This is a genomic window from Ruegeria sp. YTSA226, from assembly GCF_059609905.1.
Genome location: NZ_JBXWMQ010000001.1, coordinates 331,984 through 348,214 on the forward strand (window position 1 = coordinate 331,984; position 16,231 = coordinate 348,214).

The window sequence follows — 16,231 nt, forward strand, 5'->3', positions numbered from 1 at the left end:
TCCTGGTATACGCCGCGCGTCCGGGGACTGGGGAGTATTCGACGCGCAGGCAGGGTGGGCCGATTTGGCCCGCCCAAACAGCACTTATCTCAAAAAAATGTGGGGACAGATAGATGTCTGGTGCGCAATCCGGCCAAGGCGGGCTGGTCGACCATATCGAAGAAACCTTGATCGCGTCGTTGCTGGGCCTGATGACGGCTGTGACATTTGCCAATGTGATCGCAAGGTATTTCTTTAATTCCAATATCCTATGGGCACTGGAGCTGACGGTATTCGCCTTCGGCTGGTTGGTGCTGCTTGGGGCGTCTTATGCCGTCAAGAAACACGCCCATCTGGGAGTGGACGCCATCCTGAACATGCTCAGCCCGGCGCCTCGACGGATTTTGGCTCTGATCGCAGTAGCCTGCTGTCTGGTGTTTTCTCTGCTGATGCTAAAAGGCGCATATGACTATTGGGCCGTGTTCGCGGATCTGCCGCCCACATCGGGGCGATGGTTCCCAACCGGGTTCAACTTCGATGCGCGCAGTCAGAGCTTTTATGAGGTCGACGACATTCCGATGGTCGCCCCGCTGCGGTTTCTTGAGGATCTGATCAACTATGGCGAGGGCTATGAAAAACTGCCCAAGGTGGTGCCGTATCTGGTTCTGCCCGTGTCGATGCTGCTTTTGGTGATCCGCTTTGCGCAGGTTGCGGTACAGATTTGGCGCGGCGAAGCCGACCGTATGGTCGCTAGCCACGAAGTCGAGGACGAGATTGAAGAAGTCCGCGCTCAGCAAGGAGAGCACAACTGATGGATGTCATTCTTCTGTTCTCGATGGTGATCGGCCTGCTGCTGATCGGTGTACCGATTGCGGTGGCGTTGGGGCTCAGCTCGACGCTGTTTCTGCTGATCTATTCAGACAGTTCGCTGGCCTCGGTCGCAGGCACTCTGTTTGAGGCGTTCGAGGGGCATTTTACCCTGCTGGCGATCCCGTTCTTCATTCTGGCCTCATCCTTCATGACCACGGGCGGCGTGGCCCGGCGCATCATCCGTTTCTCGATTGCCTGCGTGGGGCACTTGCCCGGAGGTCTGGCGATTGCGGGGGTGTTCGCCTGTATGCTGTTTGCGGCCCTGTCGGGGTCGTCTCCGGCTACGGTGGTGGCCATCGGGTCGATTGTGATCGCCGGGATGCGGCAGGTTGGTTATTCCAAGGAGTTTGCCGCCGGTGTGATCTGTAACGCCGGGACGCTGGGCATTTTGATCCCGCCATCGATCGTGATGGTGGTCTATGCGGCTGCTGTCGAAGTTTCGGTTGGCCGCATGTTCCTCGCCGGTGTGATCCCCGGCCTGATGGCTGGGCTGATGCTGATGATCACCATCTATGTGATGGCCAAGGTCAAGAACCTACCCAAAGGTGAATGGAAAGGCTGGGGCGAAATCTTAGTCTCTGCACGCGAAGCAGGTTGGGGTCTGTTCCTGATCGTGATCATTCTGGGTGGCATCTATGGGGGTATCTTTACCCCGACCGAGGCCGCTGCGGTGGCCGCAGTCTATGCCTTTTTGATAGCCAGCTTCGTCTACAAGGACATGGGCCCCCTCAGCACCGAGGGTGAGGAAAAGAATATCTCTTTGCTCAGAAAGCCTTATGCGCTGATCACAGCGATTTTTCACCCCGACACCAAGCAGACGTTGTTAGAAGCTGGGAAACTGACCGTTACTCTGCTGTTCGTTATCGCCAACGCCTTGATCCTGAAACATGTTCTAACCGATGAGCAGGTTCCGCAGCACATAGCAACTGCCATGCTGTCGGCAGGTCTTGGGCCGGTGACTTTCCTGATCGTGGTCAATGTGATCCTGCTAATCGGCGGCCAGTTCATGGAGCCTTCGGGCCTGCTGGTGATCGTAGCACCACTGGTGTTCCCGATTGCAATCGAGCTGGGCATCGACCCGATTCACCTGGGCATCATCATGGTTGTGAACATGGAGATCGGGATGATTACCCCGCCGGTCGGCTTGAACCTGTTCGTGACCTCGGGCGTGGCGGGCATGCCGATGATGGGCGTTGTCCGGGCGGCCCTGCCATTCCTGGCGGTCCTGTTCGTCTTCCTGATCATGGTGACCTATATCCCGTGGATATCCACCTTTCTGCCCAACACTTTCATGGGGCCGGAGATCATAACAAACTAGCGGGTCCAGCCGCTGAGAATAAGACCGGGCAGGGGATCTCTGCCCGGTTTTTGCGTCTTGAACGGGGCGCCAAGGGGATTATCTAAAAGGGCAGAGGACGACCTCTCCATCACGGGACAGCATCCGGGACGACCCGGACTGATCAGAGGTCTCTTCTATGCCCTGGATTATCCTGTTGTTTGCCGGCCTGCTCGAAATTGTCTGGGCCGTGGCGATGAAACAATCTGCCGGGTTCACCCGGTTCTGGCCGACCGCCCTGATGGCGGTTTCGATGCTTGGTTCGTTCACATTGCTGGCACTGGCCATGCGGACGCTGCCTTTGGGAACAGCCTATGTCATCTGGACGGGAATAGGAGCGGTTGGCGCGTTTACCTTTGGTATTCTTTTTCTGGGCGAAGCCCTGACCGCCACGCGCATCTGCGCGGCGGTCTTGATCATAGCCGGGATGGTGACGATGAAAATGGCCTGATCAGGCCTGTTCCAGAGCCTGAATGATGCCCGAGAAATCGTCAGCCTTCAGGCTCGCCCCGCCCACCAATGCGCCATCCACGTTCGATACGGCGAAAATCTCGGCGGCGTTTGATGGCTTTACCGAGCCGCCATAAAGCAGCCGGACCGAACGCCCAACGCCTTCGCCAAAGCGCCGTTCCAGCCGCGCGCGGATAAAGTCATGCACCTGACCGATTTCATCCAGAGTGGGCACTTTGCCCGTGCCAATGGCCCAGATCGGTTCGTAGGCGACTATTAGGTTTTCGCCCGTTGCCTGATCCGGGATCGAGCCAGACATCTGGCCGCCGATTATATCCAGGGTATTGGCGGCCTCGCGTTGTTCCAGGCTTTCACCGACGCAGATGATCGCCTTTAGCCCACCATTCATAGCGGCAATAGACTTAGCACGAACATCTTCATTCTGTTCACCATGATCTTCGCGGCGTTCAGAATGGCCAAGAATGACGGCTGACGCTCCGGCGTCGGCCAGCATCTGGGCGCTAATGTCACCTGTATGCGCGCCCGAGTTTGCCGCGTGGCAATCCTGACCGCCTATCTGGATGTTTCCGCCCGGGACCTTCTCTTTGGCCCGATGGATCAAGGTGGCAGGTGGGCAGATCAGAATATCAACTGCCGGGGCAGCAAGCATGTGAGAAAGGGCCTGAAGCTCTCTCAAGTCGGCAGCATTACCATTCATCTTCCAGTTTCCAGCCGCCAGTTTGCGCCGCATATCGCGTCCCCTTGAAATTAATCGGTTTTCTGGTGACCGGATATCATTGCCAGTCAGGTCTGACAATTCCGGTTGCAGAGCCCGTTGCAAAACGGCAGTTTCCGCCGCGATGAGGAATGAGCAATATGATCGAACATCTTGATCTTGAAAAACTGGATCGGTGCGACACGGCGGAATTGGCCAAATTGACCCGCGCCGTCGGTGAAGTTGGGTTTCTGACCGTGTCCAATACTGGTATCTCCGCCTGTCGGGTGGAACGGGTCATCTCGGCATATCACGCATTCTTCCGGCTGCCAGAGGCCGAGAAACGGCGCGTTGATATGGCTGTGACCGGGTCCAACCGCGGGTGGGGCGCCTCGCGCTCGGAACAGGTAGATCCCGCTGCAAATCCTGACTTCAAAGAGGTGTTCGATTGCGGATACGAGCTAGCTGAGACCAATAGGTACTTTGGCAAGAACCTCTCGGTTTATGCCCCGAACCAATGGCCGGAAGCTGTGCCCGAGTTTCGATCAATCATCGAGGCCTATTATGGTGACGCCTGTTCGGTTGCCATGCGGGTGTTGCGCGCCATTTCGGTGGCATTGGGCAAGGATGCCAACAGCTTTGACACTGCCTTCGACACGCCCATGGCCCTTTTGCGCGGCAATTATTACCCGCAACGTCCAGTCTGGGCAGGCGAAAAGGATTTCGGTATCGGAGCGCACACTGATTATGGCTGTCTGACCCTGCTGGCCACCGATGGTCGAGCCGGGTTAGAGGTACAGATGCCGGACCAGAGTTGGGCTCAGGTCCAAGCGCAGCCCGGAACATTCATTATCAATTTTGGGGAGATGCTGGAGTTCTGGACGGCAGGGGCGGTCAAGGCAACTCTGCACCGTGTGATCGGTGGATCTGCTGAAAGGCTGTCGGTTCCTTTGTTCTTCAACCCGTCTCATGACACCAATGTTGCCCCGCCACATTCAGAGAATGTCATCCAGGCAGGAGAGCACTTGACGCGTCGTTTCAACGAGACCTATGTGCACTTGCAGGCAGCGTCTTAAGGCTGAGTTGCAATGCTTTCGTCGAACTTGATGGATTCTCCGCAACCGCAGGCATCTACAACATTCGGGTTGCGGAACTTGAAACCGGATTCAAGCAGCGAGACCTCATAGTCGATCTCTGTTCCAAACAGGAACATCTGTGCCATCGGGGCGATCATGATCCGCGCGCCGTGCTGCTCGACCACTTCATCATTGGTGTCAGGCTGGTCGACATAGTCCATGGTGTATTCCATCCCGGCACAGCCGCCTTTCTTGACGCCAATACGCAAACCAGCATGGCCGCCCGAAGTCATCAGGCGGGCAATCTGCTCTGCAGCCTTTGGTGTCATTGTTACGGCCTGTTTGCCGGGGATGCCGAACATCATGATCTCCGTCGTTGTTCGTTGTTGCTAATGTAGTGCCGCGAGGCATCAGGCTCAAGACATAGCAGGTTTTCTTACCTAACTTTTACTGTCGGATTAGATTTCCCGCCTGAGTCGGTAAGCAAGGCTTGCTTTGCAAATTACACTCGTCATAGCCTGACCCATGATCCACTTTTGGAAAGTAATTGAGGCTGAATAGCATGAAAAGACTTTGGTTTAGAATAAAAGATACTCTTACAATTCCTTCTCTGATGCTGTCTGTGTTTTTGGCTCAGACGGCGATCGCAGAAGAAAAGCAACATCCGGTAAACTGTGCAACGGCAGAAGGTGATTTGCGCGCGATTGCAACCGAACGAAAACATGCAGAGGAAGAGCAGGCCAAAAGTGTAATTGCCATTACACCTGCTGGGGCGCTTCTAGGCCTTGTGACTGGAACCGAAAAGAAAAGACTAACTATGTTATCAGGAGATTACATAGAGAAGCTTAACCAGAGGTCGGACGAAATCAAATCGACCTGCGGAATTCAATAACAGCAGACCTTCGCACTTGGACTTACATAAATCCAAGTTCCAGGCGCGCTTCGTCTGACATCATTTCCATGCCCCAGGGGGGCTCCCAGGTCAGTTCCACGTCAACTTCTTTAACGCCGGCCACGGGTTCGATTGCCTCGACGATCCACCCAGGCATTTCGCCGGCAACCGGGCAGCCAGGCGCGGTCAGTGTCATGATGACCTTGACCGCGTTTTCCTGGGTGATGTCGATCGTATAGATCAGACCCAGATCATAGATATTTACAGGGATTTCGGGGTCATAAACCGTTCGGCAGGCGTCGACCACCGGCTCATAAAGAGGGTGTTCAATCGTTGAAGGGGCAATAAGAGGTGTGCCTTCAAACTGTTCGCTCGGATGAGTCATTCGTGCCTCGGGTTTGTTACCTGACGAATTATATAGGGAAAGCCTCGGGCAGCGTCCAGAGGCACAATGACACTCCCTTAAGGGGTGCCATAAGAGTTTAGTCGTTTATGTCATGCCTGAACTTCTTCACCTGGCCATGGGGCAGAGCAAAGACGCGGCGTAGGATCAGCCAGGCAATCAGCGACAAAGTCGCAAAGATCATAAGCAGGATCGGCAGCGACGGTGCTATTCCAGGGATTGCCAGCAGAATACCCGTCAGCCCGGCTCCGATGGCGAAACCCAGAAAGATGAACCCAGGTAGGACTATTTCGAGGATGCCCAAAGCCAACGCGCCAGCCAGCCATAGCCACCATGTTAACCAAAAGGGATCAGCCATTATGTACGTCCTTTCAACATGTTGAAGGCGTTTCCGAAAGCTTCAAGCGCATTGGCAGGTACAACGATAGTCTGCGAGCCATTGCCGGTGCCCAGCGTGTTCAATGCCTCAACCTGTTTCAATGCAACCTGGTACTGAGCCGCCTCGATACCGTTTTCCTTAATCGCCTGGGCAACAACACTGGTTGCATAGGCTTCGGCTTCGGCTTGAATGCGGCGCGCTTTGGCCGTTTGTTCTGCCGCATAGAGTTCGGCGTCGGCCTGAAGCTCAACAGAGCGTTTCTTGCCCTCGGCCTCGGTAACCTGCGCGCGGCGTGCGCGTTCGGCATTCAACTGTTGCAGCATCGCGTCACGGGTCGCCTGATCGAGGTTAACGTCCAAAATCTCGGCGCGCGTCACTTCGATCCCCCAGTCATCCACTGCGGTTTCGACGCTTCCTTGAATCTGAGTGATCAGTTGAGCACGGTTCGACTGAACTTCGTCCAGGTCCATCTTGCCGATTTCCGCCCGGACGATACCGGCAACGGTCGTCGCGATAGCACCATCTACATCGCGGATGCGGTAGACTGTCTTTTCCGGCTCTAGGATGCGGTAAAAGACCGAAGTGTCGATTTGGACCAGAACGTTATCTTTGGTGATTGCGTCCTGCGTTGCATTGGGAAGCTGGCGTTCCAGAATGGATATCTTGTGCCGCGCAACATCCAGTAAAGGAACGATAAAGTTGATCCCAGGGCCGAGCACCGAATGCAAACGCCCGAACCGTTCGACCACATACTTTTCCGATTGCGGCACGATTTTAATTCCTTTTAGCGTGATGATGACGATCAATGCCGCCGCGAGCAGGTAAATTATGTTCGAAGAAAGCAATCCAATGATTTGGTCTTCGGTCATATCCGTCCTCTTTTATTGTGTACGATAGTATACATTTGGGGGTTGAATCGCCCTTTTTCAACTCTGGTATGGAGGGATTGTGCTTGGATTCAAAACGCTGATCCATGGATTTTGGTTAGTTTTTGCTATTGTGACCGCTTTGCATCCCCTCGCGTTTGCGCTATCGGGCTGGGATGAAACTGATTATTGATACAGACCCCGGCATCGACGATGCGATGGCCATTGCATATGCCGCTGCAGCCCCCGAGATTGACTTGATCGGCCTCACGACCGTTTTTGGCAACACCCACGTTCATCAATCCAGCCGCAATGCACGGTTTTTGGTGGATAAACTTGGGTTGGACATTCCCGTGGCCCAAGGCGCGGCCTACCCACAGGGAACAGGGCACCACGCACCGTCCGAACATGTTCACGGTCCCGAAGGTTTTGGGGATATTACCGATATCCCGGAAATCGGGGCGAACCATGATTTGAATGCCACGGAATTCCTGGTGGAAATGGCGCGCCGCCACAAGGGAGAGCTGACGGTTTGTGCAATCGGCCCCTTGACTAATATTGCTGCGGCGATGCGTTTGGACCCTGAGTTTTCGCAGAACATCAAACAGTTGGTGATCATGGGTGGGGCGGTTTTCTGCCCAGGAAACATCACGGAACATGCCGAAGCAAACATCTATCACGATGCCCTTGCCGCAAATGAAGTGTTTGCAGCACCCCCGGCGACCGTTGTGGTTGGTTTGGATGTCACTTTGAAAACGCTGTACAAAAGTGCGGATTTTGACGGTCTGGCCCAACGCTCGCCCGATATGGGGGCTTTCCTGCGTGACATCTCGGTATTTTACCTGAAATTCTACAAGGATATCGGCGGGTTGGAGGGCTGCGGCCTGCATGACTCGACTGCTGTGATCGCCTGCACCCATGGCACGATGTTCGAGATGGTCGAAACCGGGGTTGAGGTAATTGTGGGTGGTACGGAATCCGGCGCTACGCGTCCGGTCTCAACGCGACCGGCTGTGCTGGTATGTCGGGATGTTGACGGGGCAGGGGTTGTTGATCTGTTTACCCGGCAGGTTGCCTCTTTACCCTGACAACTTGCAATGGCTGAGCAGATCGGGCAAATCCTGCCCGGTTCAGCGACCCAAGGATGCCCAATGACAGACCGTTTCTCATTTGACCTGAAGGCCACCGACGGCAAGGCCCGCGCCGGAGTGATCCACACGCCGCGTGGCGAGGTGCGTACCCCGGCGTTCATGCCAGTGGGGACTGCTGCGACGGTCAAAGCGATGATGCCGGAAAGTGTTCGTGCAACCGGTGCCGATATACTGTTGGGAAACACCTATCACCTGATGCTGCGCCCTACGGCCGAGCGCATTGACCGTTTGGGTGGGTTGCACAAGTTCATGAACTGGGATCGCCCGATCCTGACCGATTCTGGTGGATTTCAGGTCATGTCCCTGGCTGGTCTGCGCAAGCTGACCGAAAAGGGCGTGACCTTCAAATCTCATGTTGATGGGTCCAAGCACGAGCTGACCCCGGAACGCTCGATGGAGATACAGCGCTTGCTGGGTTCAGACATCGTGATGTGTTTTGACGAATGTCCAGCCCTACCCTCAGATCGAGATCGAATTGCTGAATCAATGCGCCTGTCGATGCGATGGGCCGATCGATCGCGACAGGCTTTCGGCGACCGTCCTGGACATGCGTTGTTTGGGATCATGCAAGGCGGGCTGGAACAGGATCTACGCGAAGAAAGTGCCGAGGCGCTGAAAGCGATCGGATTCGAAGGTTACGCGGTTGGCGGTCTGGCCGTGGGCGAAGGTCAGGAGGCAATGTTTGGTTGTCTCGACTACGCTCCTGACTTTCTGCCAGCCGACAGACCGCGCTATTTGATGGGCGTTGGAAAGCCTGACGACATTGTCGGAGCTGTCGCCCGCGGGATCGACATGATGGATTGTGTCTTACCCTCACGGTCCGGTCGCACAGGACAGGTGTTCACTCGTTACGGCGTGGTCAACATAAAGAATGCCCGCCACGCCGATGACCCGCGCCCGCTGGATGAGGCCTGCTCATGCCCGGCTTGTTCGAACTATTCTCGCGCCTATCTACACCATGTGTTCCGCTCGAACGAGATGATCTCGGGCATGCTGCTGACCTGGCATAATCTGCACTATTTTCAGGAAATCATGCAGGGTATGCGCGATGCCATTGCGGCTGGTACATTCGATGCCTGGCAGGCGACCTTCCATGCGCAGCGCGCGCAAGGGGATATTGAACAGATTTAGGTTCAGCGCCTTTTCAGTCGACCTAACAAGACACCAGATTGAGGGCGCTTTATCTGCGTTTACCGAACAGCCAGCGCTTCTTTTGTGGTTTTGCATCGAGGTCGTAGCCAAACCCTTCGAAAAAGCTACGAACTTCTGGGGTCAACATCCCACGACCACTTGCATATTGAGGCAGGTCGAAGCCACCGCCATAGTTCAGCTCGACAACGACCGGACCAGACTCGGTTATAGCAATGTCGGTCGACTGATATCGAATTGGCTGAAAGGTTCTTGCAGCACGGTCATTTATTTCGATCAATTCGTCCCAAAAAGGCAGTTTCAAGCCCATTAAACCGGGGTTGTCAGGATGGTCATCCAGGAATTCTGTTTCCATCTTGGCGCGGCGCGCGACGGTTTCGATAACGCCGGTTTTGATATTGATCGAACAAGCAAGGTTCCCCGGTCTCCAGAAGGCGTCCGCAATATTGGGGCCCTGCGGAAGTTTAATAACGGCAACTGGGCAAAAGACGTCGTTTTCTCTTACCAGCGTAACCATTCGCACCGTTGCAAGGGCTGAAGCGTAGTCTTGGATTGCAGAGTGATTTTTGAGCAAAGGTTGCACGACATATGAATTCTGCCCAACGAACTCGTCTAGGAATGCCTCATAGGCGATCGGCGGTTGGCCTGCACAAGTGATAGTGGATTGATCCGCGTCCTCGATCAAAAAGGCCCCAAAGCTTACCATCCCCTCGACGATCTTTCCAAAAAGCCCACCTTCCAGATGGTTGCAAACGAGATCGCGCAACGCCTCAGGAGTGTTGATTTTCGTAACCCCGGGGTAGTGTCGGTTCGAACGGTCGATGACGCCAACGGTTTCCGGGACAGGTACACCTGCTGTTTCAAGCAAAGTAGAAGCCAGTATCTTGTCTTCTGCGGCACTGTTCCAACCATGATGGTTACACTTGTGGGCGATGGGCCAATGGAGATCATTGGAGATGTATGCCGCGCGTTCGGCGTCGGTAAAGCGGTCTTCGTGATGAAGGCCATTGCGCACATACTCAACCATATTCAAACGGCTGGGAGGCTTTGCCATTTGATTGAAGCTCCGTTGGACTTGTAAAACAGAGCGCCCAGAGCTTTTGGCGGCATGCGCTAAAAGCGTCGCATGATCGGAGTCGCGGGCAGATAGGTACCGTTGATGGTCGGATTCCGCAGCATTGATATTTTTTGGATTTGTCATCTCTACGACTCACAGTAATCGATCAGAAGTTGGGGTATGCAATCATATTGTTTGCGATGATGGCAGGCTTTGGGCAGCTGCCTGTTAGATAGTGTTGTACTTTTGCTGTTGGTTTCTGAATTTCCAGGCAGGCAATCGCCGAAGAAACCAAGCGGGGTCAAATTGAGAATTTGACAAGACCGATCATGTTATCGTCTTGCGGAGGCGCAACCTTCCGGTCATTGTTAGGTCCACTACAGGTAAGGTTGAAATAGGACGCTTGGCGCACCACCTTTACCTTCCAGACAGGAGACGGCCGGGGGTTGCCTAGATGAGGGACCAGTGCCGTCTTGCCAAAGATAAGGATTGAGCATGCAAGAGCCCCTGAATTCCTCATACCCAGTACTTCCGCTACGCGACATTGTGGTTTTTCCTCATATGATCGTGCCTTTGTTCGTGGGTCGGGAAAGGTCTGTCCGCGCACTTGAGGAAGTGATGCAGGACGATAAGCAAATTCTGCTGTCTAGCCAGATTGATCCAGGTGATGACGATCCGGAAATCGACGGTATCTATCGCTCGGGCGTGCTGGCGAATGTGCTGCAGCTGCTGAAGCTTCCAGATGGAACCGTGAAAGTTCTGGTCGAGGGGCAAGCGCGCGTACAGATTACAGAATACCTTGATAACGAAGATTTTTTTGAGGCTCGTGCAGAATATCTGACCGAGATTCCGGGTGATGTGACCACTACACAAGCGTTGCTTCGCACCGTCGCGGATGAGTTCGAACGCTATGCCAAAGTCCGCAAGAACATCCCCGAAGAGGCTTTGACCGCTGTTGGTGAAACCGCCGAGCCCGCCAAACTGGCCGACCTCGTGTCGGGGCATCTTGGTATCGAGGTCGAGCAAAAGCAGGAACTGCTGGAAACACTGTCGGTCAGCGAACGGCTTGAAAAGGTCTATGGCCTGATGCAGGGCGAGATGTCGGTTCTGCAGGTCGAGAAAAAGATCAAGACCCGTGTCAAAACTCAGATGGAGAAGACACAACGTGAATATTATCTGAATGAGCAGATGAAGGCCATTCAGAAGGAACTTGGCGATGGCGATGACGGCTCGAACGAAGTGGCCGAGCTGGAAGAGAAAATCGCCGAAACCAAGCTGTCGAAAGAGGCGCGTGAAAAGGCCGAAGGTGAGCTGAAGAAGCTGCGCAATATGAGCCCGATGTCGGCTGAAGCTACTGTTGTGCGCAATTACCTCGACTGGATTTTGGCTCTGCCTTGGGGCACCAAGTCCCGCGTTAAAAAGGATCTGGGCCGCGCACAGGAAATTCTGGATGACGATCACTATGGGCTTGAGAAGGTCAAGGAACGGATCGTCGAATATCTGGCGGTTCAACAGCGTTCGAAAAAGCTGAAAGGCCCGATCCTGTGTCTTGTTGGCCCTCCGGGCGTTGGTAAAACGTCGCTGGGTAAATCCGTTGCCAAAGCCACTGGGCGCGAGTTTATTCGCATCAGCCTCGGCGGCGTGCGTGACGAGTCCGAGATCCGCGGTCACCGCCGGACCTATATCGGCTCAATGCCCGGCAAGATTATCCAGGCGCTGAAAAAGGCGAAAACCACGAACCCGCTGATCTTGTTGGATGAAATCGACAAGATGGGGCAGGATTTCCGCGGTGATCCGGCCTCGGCCATGCTGGAAGTGTTGGACCCGGAACAGAACAGCACGTTCATGGATCACTACCTTGAGGTTGAATATGACCTGTCCAACGTGATGTTCCTGACCACCTCCAACAGCTATAACATGCCCGGGCCTTTGCTCGACCGGATGGAGATCATTCCTCTGGCGGGCTACACCGAAGATGAAAAGAGCGAGATCGCCAAGCAGCACCTGATCAGTAAGCAAATCAAGAACCACGGTCTGAAAGCCAAAGAGTTCGAACTATCCGATGAGGCGCTGCAATCGATTATCCGCACCTACACCCGAGAAGCTGGCGTGCGGAACCTTGAACGCGAAATCGCCAAGGTGGCGCGGAAGTCGCTGACCAAGATCATCAAGAAAGAGGCGGAGTCGGTCACGGTGACGCCGGACAATCTGGATGAATTCTTGGGCGTGCCCAAGTTCCGCTATGGTTTGGCTGAACAAGACGATCAGGTTGGGGTTGTAACAGGTCTGGCCTGGACCTCCGTTGGCGGCGATCTGCTGCATATTGAGGCGCTGAAACTGCCCGGTAAGGGGCGGATGAAGACCACGGGGAAGCTGGGCGATGTGATGAAGGAATCCATCGATGCGGCCTCATCTTATGTGCGGTCAATCTCACCTAAGATCGGGGTGAAGCCGCCCAAATTCGACAACCTGGACATCCACGTCCACGTACCGGACGGGGCAACGCCCAAGGATGGTCCTTCGGCCGGTTTGGCAATGGTGACCTCAATCGTATCGGTTCTGACGGGTATCCCGGTGCACAAGGATATTGCCATGACAGGAGAGGTTTCCTTGCGCGGCAATGCGATGCCCATCGGTGGTTTGAAGGAAAAGCTGCTGGCGGCTCTGCGCGGCGGGATCAAGACTGTTCTGATTCCGGAAGAGAATGAGAAAGACCTGGCCGAAATTCCTGACAACGTGAAGGAGGGGCTGAAAATCATCCCGGTCACGCATGTTTCGGAAGTTCTGAAACACGCTCTGGTTCGGGATCCTGAACCTGTCGAATGGGACGAAGCCGCAGAAGAGGCCGCCGCGGCTGCGGCCAAAACGGCTGAGAACACGTCCCCGTCCGCCAGGGCGCACTAAAGGTCAGAATATGGCAATTAGGGGCGGGGTTAGCACCTCGCCCTTTTTCTTTGGTCAGACCAAATAGTCAGCCAATTACTGGCTTTGCATGTCGGATCGCAGATTGTGAAATGGTGGGTGATAAGAGATTTGAACTCCTGACATCTTCGATGTGAACGAAGCGCTCTACCACTGAGCTAATCACCCGTGAGCAGGGGTCTTATAAGGAGTTCAGCAAAGCCGCAAGAGGTCTTTGCGCCTTTTGGGCCCCGGGGATTACCCCGCAAATGCCCAGTCGAGGTGCCCATAAACGGGCGGCCTTGTGGGGCCGCCCTTTCACTTTTTTGATGTCAAAGAATGAAATCGTCCTGGGTCAGATCGTGCAAGCCAGAGATCTTGATAACCATCTCAGGATTTTTGTCGCCGTCAGTATCCACAAGAACAAGTGTGAAGTCGTTCTTGGTGCCTGCGTTGTTTTTCTTGACGTAATAGATTTCGCCTTCGTCCGACGTCTGGGCCGGTGTTGTACCGTTGAAGACAAATGAATCATCGCCGTCAATTACGGTGCTTGCGTCGATCGCACTTAGGTCGATCTTGTCTTCACCCTGAGTGAAATCGGTAATCCGGTCGGCATATTTTGCTTTGCGCGAACTTTCGGTTGTTGACGTGAACACAAACTCATCGGCCCCTTCGCCGCCGGTCATGGTGTCCCTTCCGGCACCACCGATCAAAGTATCGCTGCCTGCGCCACCATTCAGGGTATCTTTGCCAAGGCCCCCGTCCAGGCGGTCAGACCCTCCATTACCCTGCAGGATGTTTCGACCGTCCGTACCTGTAATGTCGTCATTTTGCTCGGACCCATCGACGTTTTCGACACCCGTAATGGTATCGGTTCCGTATCCGGTTGCCTGTGCATTGGTGTCAGACAAATCAACGGTTACGGCGCTTGTGCCGATATAACGCAACCAATCAAGGCCCTCTCCGCCGTCAATGATATCGTCGCCGTCGCTGTCCTCGGCTACAAAGTTGTCCGTGCCCTTGTGGCCGTACAGTTCGTCGTTTCCAAGACCTCCGGTCAGGGTGTCATTGCCGCCACCCCCAAGAACAATGTCATTACCCTCGCCAGCAGAAATAACATCGCTACCGCCAAATCCTTCCAACCGGTTATCAACTTCATTCCCGACGATGATGTCGCCCTTGTTGCCGCCCTGCGCATTCTCAATGACGACCCCATTTGCGATCGTAAATCCACCGGTTACGCCTTTGGCATGGGAAGGAGTGCCACCTGCATCGCTGCCATCAAGATCCGCGTCATTGAGGTTGATCGTGACGCTGCGATCAACACCCTTTGCCGAAATTGTATCGATTCCATCTGTATCCCAGATGGATGTCCAGAATGTTCCGGCGCCATTCTTGCCTTTGATTTTATAGACGTTGTCGTCGGTGTTGTGGTCCGTCGTTCCGTAGATGGCCTGCAACGCAGCTATATCAAGGGCCATAGGCGAGGCAGTGCCGCCAGCCTTATATGTCTTCAGAGGAACAACTTCGGGATAGCCCGAGTTGTAGGACATGATGGTGTAAACACCCTGGTTCTGCCCATCTGTCCCGTAGTCGTCGAAGGGCTGCGTAACCCCCGGAAAAATAGTCGAGCTGCCGCCTTCATCATGTGGGTGGGCTAGGCCAAGGCCGTGAAGAATCTCATGAATGATTGTCGCGAAGCCTTCACCGCCTTTGCGTAAGGCCTCTTTGCTAAATAGAGGCGTATCATAGGCAAAGATGCCGAACAGGGCGTCGATGCCAGAATCCTGCAGCAGGGGGTCGTCACCCGGAACTTGATGGACACCAAGAGATCCGGGTCCGCCAAGATCGTTTTGGGTCAGCAAAGCGTAGGTGATGTTAACGTCATTAATCTCGCCTGCTGGTGTCAGAAAGCCGACTTCGTTGAACTCGATCGGAATGATCGTTTCGATAATTGCAAATGCTTTGCGGATTGCTTCCTTCATGTAGGAGGCAAAGCCACGGCGACCTAACGATCCATCATCGAAGGAGTATGTGATTGTGCCCGGAGCACTGACGCCTCCGGCGCTGGTGTCCCAAGACGTGCCCCAAATCAGGCTGTCTACATAAACATGGCCGGTAACATTTGCACCCGGAGAAGTTGTGCTGGCAACTGACATCTTAAATTTCTTCCTTGTCTAACACGCCGTTTGTTCCCGGTTTTTCCGGAATACAAAATTGGCGCCGTATATATTGACCGGTTCTAGAATCGGTAATTCTTCCTTTGGCATCAGAAATTTCCAACGTTTTGGCCCGAGGATCAACCGAGCGTATGAAGTCTCTTTTGGCAGAGGTGTTTGTAATCGTCTTGCAGACCATTTGTGGTTGAAATGAGGCAGAACGCGGCAAGCTTTGGGTAACTCTCTGCCAGTAAGTTGATATGACTGTTCGCTTTGGGTTTATGCCAGAATAAGCTTGGGGAAGAGTTTGGGGGCTGTCCTGAGATCTGGATCTAGCGGACCCGTGCCAGGTGATGTGCTGCGCAAGGTTTCAGAATATTTTTGTCTGGCCAAAGGCAGCGGGTCGTGAATTATCGGCTGGTTTCTATTTGGCCATTCGTCGTGTGACGAGAAAACATCTCTAACAAAAATTACGTTCTGAGAAAAAACTTCAATTCGCCGCTTGACGATGTCCGGGCGTGGCCATAATACACCCCAACGTTCAGCAACGAACGGGCAGCGGGCGGTTGTAGCTCAGTTGGTTAGAGTACCGGCCTGTCACGCCGGGGGTCGCGGGTTCGAGCCCCGTCAACCGCGCCATTGCTGCCATCCTTGGTCCAGGGTAAAGGCCACGAAATAGATGCGCGGTTGTAGCTCAGCTGGTTAGAGTACCGGCCTGTCACGCCGGGGGTCGCGGGTTCGAGCCCCGTCAACCGCGCCATTTTCCACTAGTTTTCAGAAATCATACCGTTTACCGGGTGACTCTATTGGTTTTGTTGTCAGTAGGTGGCGGCAACATCTCTCTCGTT

The 16,231-nt window shown here is 54.4% G+C and carries 15 protein-coding genes and 3 tRNA genes; 10 read left to right on the top strand and 8 right to left on the bottom strand.

Features of this window, described 5'->3' with window-relative positions; all coding sequences use genetic code 11:
- Nucleotides 1-113 precede the first annotated feature (113 nt).
- The 3 genes from AC2FFF_RS01645 to AC2FFF_RS01655 all read left to right on the top strand — a co-directional run bounded on the left by AC2FFF_RS01645 (nt 114) and on the right by AC2FFF_RS01655 (nt 2,636).
- Entirely contained in the window at nt 114-791 is a 678-nt protein-coding gene (locus AC2FFF_RS01645; protein WP_142634075.1) for a TRAP transporter small permease, read from the top strand.
- Nucleotides 791-2,167, top strand: a complete 1,377-nt coding sequence (locus AC2FFF_RS01650) for a TRAP transporter large permease (protein WP_281972172.1) — start codon at nt 791-793, stop codon at nt 2,165-2,167. Before AC2FFF_RS01645 ends, AC2FFF_RS01650 begins: the two co-directional genes overlap by 1 nt.
- 157 nt (nt 2,168-2,324) lie before the next feature.
- Nucleotides 2,325-2,636, top strand: coding sequence for a DMT family transporter (locus AC2FFF_RS01655; RefSeq protein WP_142634071.1), 312 nt, complete (start codon nt 2,325-2,327; stop codon nt 2,634-2,636).
- Here the strand turns inward: AC2FFF_RS01655 and tpiA are convergent, their stop codons facing one another.
- Nucleotides 2,637-3,386: a triose-phosphate isomerase gene (tpiA, locus tag AC2FFF_RS01660; protein WP_281972171.1), complete on the bottom strand. Its 750-nt coding sequence runs from the start codon at nt 3,384-3,386 to the stop codon at nt 2,637-2,639. It lies immediately after the preceding gene.
- Between the two features lie 116 nt (nt 3,387-3,502).
- Here tpiA and AC2FFF_RS01665 point away from each other — a divergent pair, with 116 nt between their 5' ends.
- Entirely contained in the window at nt 3,503-4,426 is a 924-nt protein-coding gene (locus AC2FFF_RS01665; protein ID WP_345741799.1) for an isopenicillin N synthase family dioxygenase, read from the top strand.
- Here the strand turns inward: AC2FFF_RS01665 and AC2FFF_RS01670 are convergent.
- A complete protein-coding gene (locus tag AC2FFF_RS01670; protein ID WP_271946875.1) occupies nt 4,423-4,788 on the bottom strand; it encodes a HesB/IscA family protein in 366 nt (121 codons plus the stop codon). The two genes, AC2FFF_RS01665 and AC2FFF_RS01670, sit on opposite strands and share 4 nt — an antisense overlap.
- 200 nt (nt 4,789-4,988) lie before the next feature.
- On the opposite strand from AC2FFF_RS01670, the gene AC2FFF_RS01675 reads away from it, so the two are divergent.
- The gene (locus AC2FFF_RS01675; protein ID WP_281972170.1) at nt 4,989-5,318 is read left to right on the top strand and encodes a hypothetical protein; all 330 of its coding nucleotides are present in this window, start codon (nt 4,989-4,991) and stop codon (nt 5,316-5,318) included.
- Between the two features lie 22 nt (nt 5,319-5,340).
- Here the strand turns inward: AC2FFF_RS01675 and AC2FFF_RS01680 are convergent, their stop codons facing one another.
- The 3 genes from AC2FFF_RS01680 to AC2FFF_RS01690 form a co-directional block, all read right to left on the bottom strand.
- Complete coding sequence (locus AC2FFF_RS01680; protein WP_142634063.1) at nt 5,341-5,703, bottom strand: SUF system Fe-S cluster assembly protein; 363 nt, start codon at nt 5,701-5,703, stop codon at nt 5,341-5,343.
- Nucleotides 5,704-5,800: 97 nt separating this feature from the next.
- Nucleotides 5,801-6,079 carry an NfeD family protein gene (locus tag AC2FFF_RS01685; RefSeq protein ID WP_281972169.1) on the bottom strand — a complete coding sequence of 93 codons (279 nt, stop codon included), beginning with the start codon at nt 6,077-6,079 and terminating at the stop codon, nt 5,801-5,803.
- Entirely contained in the window at nt 6,079-6,969 is an 891-nt protein-coding gene (locus tag AC2FFF_RS01690) for an SPFH domain-containing protein (protein WP_142634059.1), read from the bottom strand. Before AC2FFF_RS01690 ends, AC2FFF_RS01685 begins: the two co-directional genes overlap by 1 nt.
- A 173-nt stretch (nt 6,970-7,142) precedes the next feature.
- Here AC2FFF_RS01690 and AC2FFF_RS01695 point away from each other — a divergent pair, with 173 nt between their 5' ends.
- Complete coding sequence (locus tag AC2FFF_RS01695) at nt 7,143-8,054, top strand: nucleoside hydrolase (protein ID WP_142634057.1); 912 nt, start codon at nt 7,143-7,145, stop codon at nt 8,052-8,054.
- 63 nt (nt 8,055-8,117) lie between these two features.
- Nucleotides 8,118-9,248: a tRNA guanosine(34) transglycosylase Tgt gene (gene tgt / locus AC2FFF_RS01700; protein ID WP_281972168.1), complete on the top strand. Its 1,131-nt coding sequence runs from the start codon at nt 8,118-8,120 to the stop codon at nt 9,246-9,248.
- A 49-nt stretch (nt 9,249-9,297) separates the two neighbouring features.
- Here tgt and AC2FFF_RS01705 read toward each other — a convergent pair whose 3' ends face one another.
- A complete protein-coding gene (locus tag AC2FFF_RS01705) occupies nt 9,298-10,467 on the bottom strand; it encodes a sugar-transfer associated ATP-grasp domain-containing protein (protein ID WP_281972167.1) in 1,170 nt (389 codons plus the stop codon).
- A gap of 351 nt (nt 10,468-10,818) precedes the next feature.
- Here AC2FFF_RS01705 and lon point away from each other — a divergent pair, with 351 nt between their 5' ends.
- Nucleotides 10,819-13,227 carry an endopeptidase La gene (lon, locus tag AC2FFF_RS01710; RefSeq protein WP_496882814.1) on the top strand — a complete coding sequence of 803 codons (2,409 nt, stop codon included), beginning with the start codon at nt 10,819-10,821 and terminating at the stop codon, nt 13,225-13,227.
- Between the two features lie 111 nt (nt 13,228-13,338).
- On the opposite strand, the gene AC2FFF_RS01715 is transcribed toward lon, so the two are convergent.
- Nucleotides 13,339-13,413: transfer RNA gene (locus AC2FFF_RS01715), tRNA-Val, on the bottom strand.
- Nucleotides 13,414-13,556: 143 nt separating this feature from the next.
- Nucleotides 13,557-15,383, bottom strand: coding sequence for a M10 family metallopeptidase C-terminal domain-containing protein (locus AC2FFF_RS01720; protein ID WP_281972165.1), 1,827 nt, complete (start codon nt 15,381-15,383; stop codon nt 13,557-13,559).
- Nucleotides 15,384-15,945: 562 nt separating this feature from the next.
- Here AC2FFF_RS01720 and AC2FFF_RS01725 point away from each other — a divergent pair.
- Together AC2FFF_RS01725 and AC2FFF_RS01730 are read left to right on the top strand one after the other, a co-directional pair.
- A tRNA-Asp gene (locus tag AC2FFF_RS01725) sits at nt 15,946-16,022 on the top strand.
- Between the two features lie 44 nt (nt 16,023-16,066).
- Nucleotides 16,067-16,143: transfer RNA gene (locus AC2FFF_RS01730), tRNA-Asp, on the top strand.
- Nucleotides 16,144-16,231: the final 88 nt, after the last annotated feature.